The sequence below is a fragment of the Alteromonas sp. 14N.309.X.WAT.G.H12 genome, assembly GCF_036697315.1.
Classification (GTDB): domain Bacteria; phylum Pseudomonadota; class Gammaproteobacteria; order Enterobacterales; family Alteromonadaceae; genus Alteromonas.
Map to the genome: position 1 here is coordinate 43,026 of NZ_JBAHZB010000015.1, position 13,309 is coordinate 56,334.

Sequence of the window (13,309 nt, forward strand, 5' to 3'; positions counted from 1 at the left end):
GTAAGGGAATTTATTTGGAAGACTACTTTAAGTGCATATGTGTAGATAAAAAATTGATGTTAAAGCACAGCTCTGGTTTTTTTTCTTGTTGTTCTATTGCTTTGTATAATATTTTGGTTTTCATTAAAAATGAAGGATTTGCTCCTGATGTGGATTTTAGTGAGACTTTCTTAAAATATATGGGCCCTGAACAGACTAATGGGAATGATGTTTATAACGAACTTTTTCAAAACAATTCTGTAATAGATAGTAAGTTTACGTATGATGGTCAATTTAAAGTTCGTTCTTTGTTTCCTTATATTAACGAAGATTATACAGCTATAAATAAGATAGTGTCTGCTTGGTTTTCACCAAATCAAAATGTGATAAAAGAAAAAGAGAGGTTGGTTGAAAAGTACAACTTAATTCCAGATGAAATGCTTTGCGTTTGTTTTAGGGGGACGGATAAGTATAAAGATATTGAAGAAACAGACTACGAAATGTTTTGCTCAAGAGTAGAGCAGATTATGTCATTTCCTAATATAAATTCAATTTTACTTCAAACCGACCAAGAGCAATTTGTAAGTTATTTTAAAAAAAGGTTTACCAGTTTTGATGTTGTGATAATAGAAGAAAATCCACGCAGAGTTGATAGGGAACAAGTGGCTTTTCAATTAGATGCTAAAGATAGAATGCTTGCTGCGAAGGTGTTTTTAGCTACTATGTTGATCATGTCAGAATGTAAATTTATTATTAATCATACAGGAAATGTAGCAAGGTGGATAAATTTGTTCAGAGGTGATGCCGAGAATACAGTTCAATATATGGCTCAACAAGAATTCCTGAATATTTGATTTTCGCTATATACAGTTAATTTAATAAATTAAAAGAAAATAATTTTTATGAAAACAGTATTCGTAGCCGGACACCGCGGTATGGTGGGCGCGGCAATATTAAGAAATCTGGAAAAGCGTGGCGGGCTGTACATTATTACCCGTACCAGAAGTGAGTTAGATCTTACCGATCAGGCTGCGGTGTTTCAGTTTTTCGCCGAAAATAAAATAGATGAAGTTTATCTGGCAGCGGCGAAAGTGGGTGGTATTTATGCAAACAACACCTATCCGGCCGAATTCATTTATGAAAACCTGATGATAGAGGCAAACATCATTCATGCGGCCCACGCAAATGACGTTCAGAAGCTGTTATTTTTAGGTTCTAGCTGTATTTACCCTAAGCTGGCCCAGCAGCCCATGACAGAGCAGACCCTGCTAACAGGTACGTTAGAAGAAACCAACGAACCCTATGCCATTGCAAAAATAGCCGGTATTAAGTTGTGTGAAAGTTATAACCGTCAGTACGGCAGAGACTACCGTTCGGTCATGCCCACCAATTTGTATGGCCCTAACGACAATTTCCACCCTGAAAACTCCCATGTGATTCCTGCACTTTTACGCCGCTTCCATGAAGCTGCCCAGCGGGGCGACGCCGAAGTCGTGGCCTGGGGAAGTGGTAAACCCATGCGTGAATTTCTACACGTAGATGATATGGCCGCCGCCAGCGTGCATGTGATGGAACTGGATAAAGCCACCTATGATGCCAACACCAGCCCAATGCTAAGTCATATTAACGTGGGGACAGGGGAAGACTGCACCATTCGTGAACTGGTCGAAACCGTGGCCAAGGTAACGGGCTTTAAGGGCGACATAAAATGGGATACCAGTAAACCTGATGGCGCTCCAAGAAAACTGATGGACGTTTCCCGCTTGCATGCGCTGGAATGGAAACATACCTATAACCTGGAAGACGGATTACGTCATGCTTACGACTGGTTCCTGGCAAATCAGGATAACTTCCGCGGTTAACTTTCCTCTTTTATCAGTGCTAACCGCTCAAGGTTGGCACTTTACTCCTCTCTCATTTTCCTACTAATGCACAGATGGCATATTTGCGATAATATACGCCGCTGTGATTATGCAAGCCCATCATCGGATATAGAATGAAAGCAAAACTTAAGAACTTAGCAAAACGCGTTCTGGGCAAGGGCGCGATTCAGTATCATATTGATGCAATAAATGCCAATCAGGTATCTGGTTGGGCATGCGACTCCACACGTCCGGGCAAACCTTGTGTGGTTGAGGTAAAAGAAGGCGACAAAACCTTAGCTTCAACAAAAGCCGCCACATTAAGAGAAGATTTAGTGGCGGCCGGTATTGGTAATGGATGCCATGGTTTTACCTTACAATTGGATATGCTGCCGTTTTCGGCACAACCCCGCGAAGTACATGTCTTTATAGACGGAAAACGAGTAACCACTGCGCCCGTTAAATTGCAAAGTAGTTTTACTGAACTGTTAGGTGAATTTGCCACCGAAGTAGAACAGCGAATGGACACATTATTGTCAATTCAAAACGAAAGAATGCAACGGGAGTTCGATTACCTGAAAAAACAACTGGAAAATAAAGACTAATGGTAACTGCGGCTCAGGTTGTTATTTTCTGCCCACTTCCTCCCAAGCCAAACGGCATTGCAGATTATCTTGCAGAACAACTGCCTTATTTAAGTGAATATCTTGACGTTACCGTGGTCATTGAAAATCACGCGCCGGCGCCTGTGGATATTTGCCCCAGGGTAAGGGTGCTTTATTTGGCTGAATACCTAGCTAATTGGCAGGCATTCGCGCGAGTACCTCATATTTATCATGTGGGTAATAATCCAGATACCGTATATATGCTGGACGTGCTGCTTAAGCGACCGGGTATCACCGTCATTCACGATTTAAATTTACACTACCTTATCGACCTCACCAATCTATCTTTGGGTGATAAAGAAGGCTATACCCGTGCGATGCAGAATCAATATGGTTCGCAGGGTAAAGTTATTGGCGAACAGTTAGCCAGATATGGCTGGAAGGGCAAATTCATGCCCCATGAATTGATGATGCACAGCGCTATTATTGATGCCTCTTCTCATATCATCGTGCATTCGGAATATTCGGCAAACAAAATTGCGGCCCTTGGGCATAAAAATGTGTCGCTGATCCCTCATCATTTGTCGCCAGGCATTCGTGAATACCAGCCCAAACTAAAAATGACATACCGCGGGCAACTGGGATTGCCCGGCAGGAAAGTAGTCATAACATCAATGGGGTTTATTGCTAAGGCAAAGCAAATTAAAGCTGTACTGTTATCCCTCGCACAGCTAAAAGCCGAAGGGCTGGATTTTGTTTACGTCCTTGCCGGTCAGTGTAAGCCTCATGAATACGATGTTTATCAGGATATTGCCGACAGTGGTTTAAGTGACAATGTCATCGTAACGGGCTTTTTAAACGAGCAAGACTTTTTTAAATATTTGTTGGCGTCCGATTTTATTATAAATCTGCGTTATCCCACCGGCGGTGAAAGCTCCGGTACCTTAACCCGGGCCATGGGATTAGGGTTAGGTTGTGTTGTCGTGAATATTGGGCCTTTTGCTGAAATTCCCGACGACTGTGCGATAAAGCTTAACTACGACGAGGCCTTTGATGAAAATCTGACTGCCTCCATAAAAGAATTAATTGAAGATCCTGTTAAACGGGTAACTCTTGGCTTAAATGCCCGGCGATGGGTAGAAGGCAGTCATAATATTGTAAAAACCACCGCCCAGTACCGAGAGGTTGTCGCTAAAGAGCAACAATTGTTAGCGAAGCGAACCCCATCCCCTTCTGCAACTCCTATGCGGTTATGGCGGTACAACGCGGATGAAAAACTGCAAATTTGGTTGCAGGAGCATCAGGAAACGGCTAAGTCTTTAAATACGCAGGCGGCGGGAGCCTTATGGTGGACTAATAACACAGTACCTGTAAAGAGTGAGTCTCCGCTACTTTATGTTGGCCAGAGGGAAGGGCTCGCGGTTATCGAAACCCTGTTTGGCTACTCACCTAAAAACACGTTGTTTGTTGATCCCTTCGATTTCGAATCTTCCGCACACACGCTGCATCCGGAAGCTGGCATCGAAGTTGCTGTAGTGGTTATGTCATTACGGGCAGTGGAGTGCGATCCCGTCCGTTTTTTTGCAATACTTAATCAACTACTGGCTATGGGAGCAAATGTGTCTCTAACTGTTCAGCCAGACGATGATTTGGCCCCCGATGTTCCGCTTACCCGATCCCACCTGGCCGAGTATCTCGAAGCCAGTGGCTTTCAGGTAAATGACGTGCATATTGGCCCTAAAAGCGTTGATATTCACAATGCACTGCCGTCTGTTGCTCACGAAGAGTGGTGCTTCGAGCTTACCAAAATATCCTGGATGATAAACCGTACGCCCAAAAGCTATGGTTTTGAAGGAGTGAGTGAATTGGAATGGTTGCAACCACTGTTTGTTTCAGCCAACGGCAGAGGTGTCCAATGAATACGAGATCTGGGGCTGTAAGCGAATTGCAAGCACAACACCCTATTGACGAACACATTGCTCTGAATTCTGCCATCTGCAGGGCGCTGCCCGGCAATGCCCATGTTATTATGGAAAACCTGCCTCAAAGTATTATGGCCACACTCATCGAGGCTGCGGGCATGTCCTGCGACATGGTGATTAGCGAAGAGGTGTTAACCAAATACGGTTTTCAGATTATTGATATGCTGCGGCAAGCGGAAACACCCTTTACCTGCCTGTCAGCAACCACATCAACGCTGCGTATGATGCCACCGGTGGAAGCCGGTTTTTCGGGCTTGTCCCATGGTCAGGAAATCATCAAGGTGCAAACGATTGACGATGCGTTTTTAGGGTTGCAAAAAATAACCTGGATAGCATTGGAACATGCCACCATTGAACACCTACACGGGGCGAAAGCCTGTATTGATTTACATCGCCCCTTACTGTCTTTAACCGTGGCTGATATCGCGGCGCTGCTTGATTGGTGTCAGCAGCATCAGTACATAGCCGTAGACAGCAACTTATCTGCCTTGCCCGCAGGTAACCATTACCATGGTAAAGTGTATTTGTTTCCTCAGGAATCTTTGCTCAAGACCGTTCAAGAGTTATTTACATCCTGCAGTCAGGCAAAGGCGCTAATGCCATCAGGCTACACTGACTTATCCTTAGCATGGCCTGCGTTGTGTGCCGACAATGACAAACTGGCTCGTACAACTAAGGCATTTCTGAACACCCATACCCGGCATTACCCTTTGAAATCCATGTTAGCGCAGGGGCTATATCAAGCGGAAATAAGTGATGGCGTGGCGTGGCGTTGGACAGGGCCGGGGCATGACACCCGTATACTTTTGCCGATGCGGGCACAAGGTTACTACCGCGTGGCCCTAACGGTGTTTGCGCTGGCTGGCGATGTCGAGTTAACCCCGGTTCGTTGTTTTATGAATGGACGTTTATGCCATGAACAAACCGTGGCTGCGGGCTCAGAAATCGTCTTCGACTATCTGTCTGAAACACCGGCTTTACCTGTGGAATTACTACTTACTTGCGGAACAGTTCAAAATTCTGGTGGGCGAAATCTTGGCATTGCTATCAGCGATATTCAGGTTAGTTGGAGAGCGATAAATGACTAAGCATGTACTTATTGTATCGCCCATACCATCGCATCCTCAGTTTCAGGGGAACAGTGCCCGCATATATCGATTAAACCAAATGTTTAAACAGTGCGGGTATAAAATACACTTTGTTTATTTTGGCATGGAAGGGCTGTCGGACACTCAGCGACAGGCCATGGAAAAAGACTGGGATTACTTTCATTTTGTGCGGCCCGAAGGGCCTGCCGCTCAGCCAGCCTATGGTGAATATTTCGATATTGACGATTGGTATGATCAAAGAGTTTCTATTCTTGTAGAAAAATTGTGTTTAAAATGGAAATACGATGTGTGTTTGGTGAACTATGTGTGGTTCTCGAAGGTTTTAGATGCAATACCAGAGAATGTTTACAAAGTCATCGACACCCATGACGTATTTGGCGACAGGCATATTGTTGCCAAGGAAGCCGGTCTGGAACCCGTGTGGTTTTATACTACCAAAGCGTTGGAAGGATATGGCCTCAACCGGGCTGATTTAGTCATTGCCATTCAGGATGAAGAAGCGGCGTACTTTAAAACCATTACCGACACAACAGTAGAAGTTATTGGTTATGTCACGCCTTTGCAAAAACTCCAGCAATTAGCGCCGCCAAAAAATAAGATTCGTGTTGGTTATATAGGAAGTGGTAACCCGTTTAATGTTAAGTCAATAGAGGGGTTGCAAGAGGCAATCATTGCGAATGCGGATGTGCTTGGAAAGTATGAATTCTATTTAGCCGGTACTATCTGTAATCTGTTTAAGGATAGAAATGAAGTATTCAATATTGTTGGTATGGTAGGAGAGCTCGATGAGTTTTATCGCGATATAGATATTGCAATAAATCCAATGGTAGGTGGTACGGGCTTGAAAATTAAATCTCTTGAAGCGCTTTCCTTCGAAAAGCCACTAATGGCAACATCTGATGCCATGGTTGGCATTCCAACCATGGAGCAATATCAACAGGCCAGCTCTATCAGTGAAATCATAGAAAGCTTGGGCGTACTTGATGATAGTAGTTACGAACGTTTAATCGAAAACTCAAAACGTGTTTTTGACCAATACAACGCTGAGCATATCAGTACCTTCAAAAAATTATTCGGTTAGTTTAATGGATTTTCAATTATATAAAAAAATGCTGAGAGAATGGGCTAAAAGCCAACAGCCTGTATTCATCATGGGGCCAGAGCGAAGTGGCACAAGCTTACTGTTTCAGCAGGTTTCCAATCATCCTGCTTTCTGCGATTTTACTCACGCGACGGTAGAAACCTTCTGCTTTGTAAAACCCTGGTTATTGCTTGAACCTGCAGGCCCAGAGAATTATGAGATGCGGGTATACCTTGGTCAGAAAAATTTGCAGGCCTTTCAGGAAAGCATAGCGCCATTAATTCAACGAAATGCAATGCTTACAGAGAATGGCATGGCGGTGCCCTATTTGAATCAGCCAAATCGGCAGGAAATCTGGTTCGAGCGGCGTTATAAGCATGTGAATCGCGCATTCTTTTACAGTTCTTGGAAGCACTTAGGTGAGAAACGTCTGGTGGAAAAAACGCCAGCGCATATTCGTTGTGCACGCGAGATCCTCGATACATTCCCTAATGCTAAGTTACTCATATGTACTCGAGATCCAGGTGAGATAGTTGCATCCCATAAAAAACGCTTTAAACGAGAAGTGGCGTTAGGGAAGTCACCCACAGATCCCTCCATTGCCTGGTTATCTCATTCTACTGAGCAATATATGGCGTATTTTGAGAATATAGATAAAACAATAAATGGGCTGCTTTCCGATGTGCCGCAAAGTGTTAGGGTTGTCCCTTATGGCGAACTGACATCTTCGCCAACGCAAACTCTGAATGGAGTGTATGATTTTATCGGAGTAGAGCATATTAATCCTCAGGATATGTCCAAACCAAGAACAGAGCAGGCTTGGGATCCTCTTTTGAATAAAGCGCCTCAACGGAACGACGTCGATCTTACAGAGGATCTTACTCATGCCGAAATTGATTTTATCAAAAGTAAGAAGGACAGCTTCTCGCCTTTTTGGAAATAACGATTTATTAGAAGCAGCTGACGGCAAAAGAAGGATGGTATGTTCAGAAAGTTTATCTCACGGCTGAAAACGAAAATTAATGCTAATGGACAAGCAGACGTTGTTCGGCCTCTATTGAAAGCAACAGAAAAAAGTGGTCTTAAAAAGTTTTCAGTTTTTGGAAACTGTCAGGCTGATCCTTTGGGGCTCATTCTGCAATCAAACGAAAATTTTAAAAAAGAGTATGAATTTATTCGTTTTGCAAAACCAGCATTTGCATTGCGAGCAGAAGATATTGATCAAACAATGGCCTTGTTGTCCGAAATAGACGTACTCATTACGCAGAATGTTTCAGAAAAATTTGGGGTATTTTCAACCCGAAATCTCATAGCAAATCTTAAGCCTGGAGCAAGGGTCATTCGCATCCCGAATGTTTATTTTTCTGGGTATACGCCCGAGATTTCATACTTCAGAGCGGCGGGGGCGCAGGTAACGTCGTTTTGTGATTATCACGATGTTAATTTTCTAAAATTTTACTTTGAGAATAAGAAAACCGCCGTTGAGAGAAGTGTGGAAGCTTATCATGATGATACCTTTTACTCCGAGGATTACTTGCTAACTAATGCCGAAAAGAGTTTGCAGGAATTGCGTAGCCGAGAGCTGGCTTGTGATGTTTCTATCAGTGACTTTATTCAAACCCATTGGCGCTCGGAAGTTTTGTTCTATTCAATGAACCATCCAAACCGCAGGGTTCTGACACATCTAGCATCAAAAATTCTGAGTGCTCTGGAAATGCCAGATATCGTTTTCCCTGGCAAATTTGAGCACTTAAGCAACACTCAGTTACCTTTATATCAAGCCGTAAATAAGACATTGGATAAATCCGGCAATGATACGATCCAAATCAAAGGTAATAAGATGGATATCGAAGCCTATTTTTCTAATCATGCGCGAGTGCTTGATGGTGTAGATGAGGCGTTTTTACGCAATGCTTACGAAAAATTCCTTAAGCAATACGCAAAACTCAGTTAATACACTTAGCGGATTTTCCCATTCTAATCTGAAATGCCCTCCCGTAGGCGGGATAGTACATTTTTGACATTAATGTTACTATTCGAAGAATTTTTAATGACACAGTAAGTGGCACTTCTGTGGCTTTATGGAGTAATGATGAGCGTCAGTAGCGATAATCAGCCTTCTGCTAACTTAGAAAGTTTTTTTAACCGTGTAGTCCTTGGTAACGGTGCTATAGCCAGCTATTACAAAATGGTTAAAGTTTTTTCTGACGTTATGCGTCTTAACAATATAGAGTTTTTTGCTCATTCTGGAACCATGTTAGGCTGCGTAAGACATCGCGGTATTATCCCATGGGACGATGACGTTGATGTAATGGTAGAAGAGTGTTTTGAAGAGCGTCTGGTTGCTTGTGTTCCAGAGTTGGAGAAACATGGTGTTTGTCTGAAAAAAGACTGCCTTAAAGGGCTTTATCAATTCTACGTCACTCGCAAAACTAACAAAGATATCTGCCCTGCTAATTTGTATCTGCAGATCGATGTATTTATTGGACGACGTGAAGTGATTGATGGTGAACTCGTACTTCACTATAAAGCAGATTACTTTAGAAAAACTTTTTCTAAGCGTTATATTGAAGTCGCGGACCTATATCCTTTACGTGAATATCAGTTCGGCCCTCTGACCATCATGGGGATCGGAAACTACGAAGGCTATTTTTCCCGCAGTGGTTTTAAAACCGATGCCGCAATCGTTATGCGACATATGAACTTTGAGCACTTTCTGCCCGAAATTGAAGTATTGAAGTCTCAAGGGGTGTACCCCATCGTGGATCCCAAATATTTGCACTGGCGACACGAGATTCCATATAAAGAAGTGGATATTCCTTCCGTTGAGAAGCCACCTCAAACAGTGGGTAAGAAAATCGTCCTTACCTACGGTACCTTTGATTTATTCCATGTAGGTCATGTCAATATTCTAAAAAGACTTAGGGAAATGGGTGATGCCCTGTACGTAGGCTTGTCGTCAGACGAGTTTAATGCCGGCAAAGGTAAAAAGTCTTTCTACTCTTACGAAGAAAGAAAGCAAATTCTGATGGCGTCGAAATACGTAGATTACGTTTTCCCTGAAAATACCTGGGAACAAAAATCAGAAGATATTATTAAATACAATATCTCTATTTTTGGCATGGGGGATGACTGGCGGGGTAAGTTCGATGAGTTGAATTCACTTTGTGAAGTTGTTTACTTGGATAGAACTGAAAATATATCCACCACTGATGTCAAAAATGCGCTGTCTGGAATCAGTAAGGAAAAAATACAAAGTTTAGAGGAGTCTCTACATTCATCATTAGAATTGGTTCTTAACCTTGCAGCATCTGTGGGTGCTAAGAAGACATAGTTAATACACCGGTTTTTAAACCGTAGCAGTGAGAAATGCGTTTAATAAAAGTGTATTAGTAGGGCGGTAGACTGCACGTTTATCGTTTAATTATAAAGTGGTTTACAAATTCTATTGAATGAAAAAATTAATCATCCACGTAGGGCCACCTAAATCAGGTACTTCTGCTATCCAGAAATGGTTGTCAGAAAATCGCGATTTACTTGTTCAGCAGGGTTTTTTCTATCCAAAGCATAATGTTGATGACAACGGCGTCAGTTCAGGAAATGTGTTTGAGGTATTTGAAGAGCAGAAGGACAAAAGTCTCACCATTTCAACACGGAAGGTGGATGCTTTATTCGATGTTTTTCGTCAAAGTGGTTGTCATACTTTACTCTTATCTTCAGAGTTTTTTTTCAGGCAGATTAACGTTCTCAGTGATGCGTTTCCCCAAGCCGTATTTTTGGCGTATTTGCGGTTTCCTCTCGATGTTATAGAGTCTTCGTATAACCAGGGGATAAAGCGGCATGGAGAAACGCGCGCCTTGGGATTACCTGCAAAACCCCGTTCTTATCAGTTGGAAACCTTAGAGAAAAACGTAAGCTCGTTAGGTGAAGAGCGCTTTATATTGCTGCCGTATCATCGGGAATGTTTCGTGAAGCAAAATTTGGTTTGTGATTTTTTGCATAATATTGGTATCGATCTTACTCCGCAATTATTGGCAAGAATAAACAATGATTTTGTAAATACGTCTTACACCTTAGAATCACTGGAGTTCAAACGTTGGTTAAACCAGTTTGATATTGAGCCAATTCAGCATCAGCTCGATGGCTTTTTACAAAGTTTGCGGGTGGGGAAGACGTCTTATTCTCTGATCCCGCCAAAGCGTTTTGCGACCTACCAGGTAGCTTTTGTCGATAAATTGACAGATTTTTGCCAAAAATATAGCGTGACCGGTGGTGATAAATTCATTTCACTTTGTCAAAACCTGCGGCAAAAAGAGTATATGAAACAGGAAATTGATGATGAGCGGTTCCAGGAAATCTTAATTTACTTTGTTAAAAACAGGCCGGATAGCTTCAGGTTTTTGCAAAAGTTGTTTTATGAGGAGTCATCATCTGATGTTGAAAAGTACCCACAACGTGTTGAAATGGTGAATCAGTTGTTGTCAGGGCAGTTAAAGTACGCCTATTTTCGTCATAAATTACTAAATGATCTTAGAAAGTTGTTTAAATGGATGAGGTGATGACCTTTTTTAATCGTGAAATTCACAATGGATGAGTTCAACTACTTTTTGCCCTGGACACCCACCAGACTGTCTAGAATTGATTCTGCCCAATTGCAGACACTGGTATCACCAAGTCAAAGTATTCATCAGGATCTAAGTGAGCCTATTACAAATTTAGCGGTTTTTTTAAGCGCTAAACAACGTAAGCACTTTGCTGTTTCAACCTACTCTGGCCGTGCAGCCTTGCTGCACTGGTATAAAACCCAAGCTTTTTCAATATACAACCTTGATTCTTTTTTCTCCTGTTTAAATGGGGATTATCGAATGGCCGATAATGTACCTGAGGACCAAGGATTTAATCTCATTGGTTATGGGCGGGGACGTTTAGGGCTGGGTGAAGACCTTCGGGCAGTGGCTACTTATTTACGTACACACGGAATTCCTTTTTCTATATTCACTATTGGTCATCCCAGTAATGCTGTTGACGAGTATAAGTGCATAGAAGAATCTAACGAGTTGAAATTCAATACGTCGCTTTTCTTCTTAAACGCAATGGAAGCAGAGCGATTTATCAATATCTTTAATCAAGATTTATCCCTTTTTGGATATAAGATTATTTGCCCGCCCTGGGAACTATCAAAAGCCCCCGCTCAATGGCAATCTACTTTCGCTCATTTTCATGAAGTGTGGTGTATGTCCCGCTTTGTGCTTGAAGCGTACCAGTCATTGCATCCAAAGTTGGTGGCGTTTTCGCCCGTTATTCCCGCGCCTGCTGATGCGACTGATAAGGTACCTCGACAAGAGAGAGCCTTTACTTACCTGTACATTTTTGATGCTGGATCATATCTTACAAGAAAGAATCCGGAAGCGGTGGTGTTATCTTTCCTTCAGGCGTTTGGGCAAACCAAAGAACCCGTTAGATTAATTTTGAAGGTGTCTAACTGGATGGTTTCTGATGCCACAAATTATCTTGCCGAACTCGTTAAAAAGGACAGTCGAATAACGTTAGTGACAACTAACTATTCACAACAACAAATGGAAAGGTTATGGCAAACTTGTTCCTGTTATGTGTCTTTGCACAGAAGTGAAGGATTCGGAAGGACAATGGCCGAAGCGGCGGCCAGAAATATTCCTGTAGTATGTACTGGTTGGTCGGGCAATGTTGACATTACGGGTATGGATTATCCCTTATTGGTGGACTATGAATTAATCGCGGTTAAAGATAACGAATATCCATTCGCTAACGAGCAGCAATGGGCGGGTGTGGATATAGATGATGCTGCAAAGAAGCTATTTTGGGTATATAAAAACGCGGAAAAAAGACAGCTTAAAGCAATTGTAACTGAATTAACTGAGCGTTTTCATTCTTGTTTTTCTGTACAAACAAGAAGGCCTGAAATTGAAGAACTCTACTGTACTGGCAAGACGAAATAAAATATGACAATTAAGGTTATTGTGCATTGCGGAGGACCAAAGAACGGAGCAGCAGCTTTACGTCGGTGGTTTAAGCAAAATGTTAGCTTACTTGAGCAAGTGGGGGTGTATTATCCCGCGGATGAAAATACACATGATGCTGGGAACGCCGGTCAGATACTTGATATTCGCGCAGATAACTCCGCGACCTTTTCTAAGAAAAAGTATCAAGCGTTACTAGAACAAGCAGAAACAGTAAAGGCAAAACAGGTTTTGCTTTCATCGGAATTGTTCTCCAGTCACCTGCCATCATTGGTTACCAATGCTAATAATGTTCAAATTATTTCCTATGTCGCCATACCTTCGTATCAGTACGAAAGTGATTATCGTTATCTGGTTAAGGAAGGCTTAACCGCAGAGAAGCTGATGCTGGATAACAGGGAGCTCGCTTTCCATATCAATACCCTTCGCTCCCAAATTGAAAGTATTGGGGCAAGTCACTTTATACTCAGGGCATATCATAAGAACTGTTTTTATCGACAAGATTTGCTTTCTGATTTTCTGCTGGCATTGGGCATAACCGACGTTATTACAACACCACTTAACCTCTGTGATGAAGTATTAGCGAATGATGCATTGGAATTAAAACGTTGGTTTAATCAGTTTGATACTGGGCTTATTCAAAGTGAACTGGAACAGTTCTTGGATTTTTATAGTCACAATGCAAGGCCCTATAC

At 42.3% G+C, this 13,309-nt stretch carries 12 protein-coding genes; all 12 read left to right on the top strand.

Annotation, left to right across the window (positions count from 1 at the left end; all coding sequences use genetic code 11):
* Nucleotides 1-14 precede the first annotated feature (14 nt).
* On the top strand, nucleotides 15-833 hold the full coding sequence (locus V5298_RS07155) for a hypothetical protein (RefSeq protein WP_332930772.1): 819 nt from the start codon (nucleotides 15-17) through the stop codon (nucleotides 831-833).
* 48 nt (nucleotides 834-881) lie between these two features.
* Nucleotides 882-1,841 carry a GDP-L-fucose synthase gene (gene fcl / locus V5298_RS07160; protein WP_332930773.1) on the top strand — a complete coding sequence of 320 codons (960 nt, stop codon included), beginning with the start codon at nucleotides 882-884 and terminating at the stop codon, nucleotides 1,839-1,841.
* Nucleotides 1,842-1,975: 134 nt separating this feature from the next.
* Nucleotides 1,976-2,446, top strand: a complete 471-nt coding sequence (locus V5298_RS07165) for a hypothetical protein (protein ID WP_332930774.1) — start codon at nucleotides 1,976-1,978, stop codon at nucleotides 2,444-2,446.
* Complete coding sequence (locus V5298_RS07170) at nucleotides 2,446-4,365, top strand: glycosyltransferase family 4 protein (protein WP_332930775.1); 1,920 nt, start codon at nucleotides 2,446-2,448, stop codon at nucleotides 4,363-4,365. Before V5298_RS07165 ends, V5298_RS07170 begins: the two co-directional genes overlap by 1 nt.
* Entirely contained in the window at nucleotides 4,362-5,516 is a 1,155-nt protein-coding gene (locus V5298_RS07175) for a hypothetical protein (RefSeq protein WP_332930776.1), read from the top strand. The genes V5298_RS07170 and V5298_RS07175 overlap by 4 nt, the downstream gene beginning before the upstream one ends.
* On the top strand, nucleotides 5,509-6,618 hold the full coding sequence (locus V5298_RS07180) for a glycosyltransferase (protein WP_332930777.1): 1,110 nt from the start codon (nucleotides 5,509-5,511) through the stop codon (nucleotides 6,616-6,618). The genes V5298_RS07175 and V5298_RS07180 overlap by 8 nt, the downstream gene beginning before the upstream one ends.
* 4 nt (nucleotides 6,619-6,622) lie before the next feature.
* The gene (locus tag V5298_RS07185; protein WP_332930778.1) at nucleotides 6,623-7,561 is read left to right on the top strand and encodes a sulfotransferase; all 939 of its coding nucleotides are present in this window, start codon (nucleotides 6,623-6,625) and stop codon (nucleotides 7,559-7,561) included.
* A 39-nt stretch (nucleotides 7,562-7,600) separates the two neighbouring features.
* Nucleotides 7,601-8,572, top strand: a complete 972-nt coding sequence (locus V5298_RS07190) for a WcbI family polysaccharide biosynthesis putative acetyltransferase (protein WP_332930779.1) — start codon at nucleotides 7,601-7,603, stop codon at nucleotides 8,570-8,572.
* Nucleotides 8,573-8,680: 108 nt separating this feature from the next.
* Nucleotides 8,681-9,952 (top strand): adenylyltransferase/cytidyltransferase family protein, encoded by a 1,272-nt coding sequence (locus tag V5298_RS07195; protein ID WP_332930780.1) that lies wholly within the window; start codon nucleotides 8,681-8,683, stop codon nucleotides 9,950-9,952.
* Between the two features lie 118 nt (nucleotides 9,953-10,070).
* On the top strand, nucleotides 10,071-11,177 hold the full coding sequence (locus V5298_RS07200) for a hypothetical protein (RefSeq protein ID WP_332930781.1): 1,107 nt from the start codon (nucleotides 10,071-10,073) through the stop codon (nucleotides 11,175-11,177).
* 27 nt (nucleotides 11,178-11,204) lie between these two features.
* Nucleotides 11,205-12,593 carry a glycosyltransferase gene (locus V5298_RS07205; RefSeq protein WP_332930782.1) on the top strand — a complete coding sequence of 463 codons (1,389 nt, stop codon included), beginning with the start codon at nucleotides 11,205-11,207 and terminating at the stop codon, nucleotides 12,591-12,593.
* 3 nt (nucleotides 12,594-12,596) lie between these two features.
* Nucleotides 12,597-13,309, top strand: a 713-nt coding sequence (locus V5298_RS07210) for a hypothetical protein (protein ID WP_332930783.1), incomplete at its 3' end; no start/stop codon positions are given.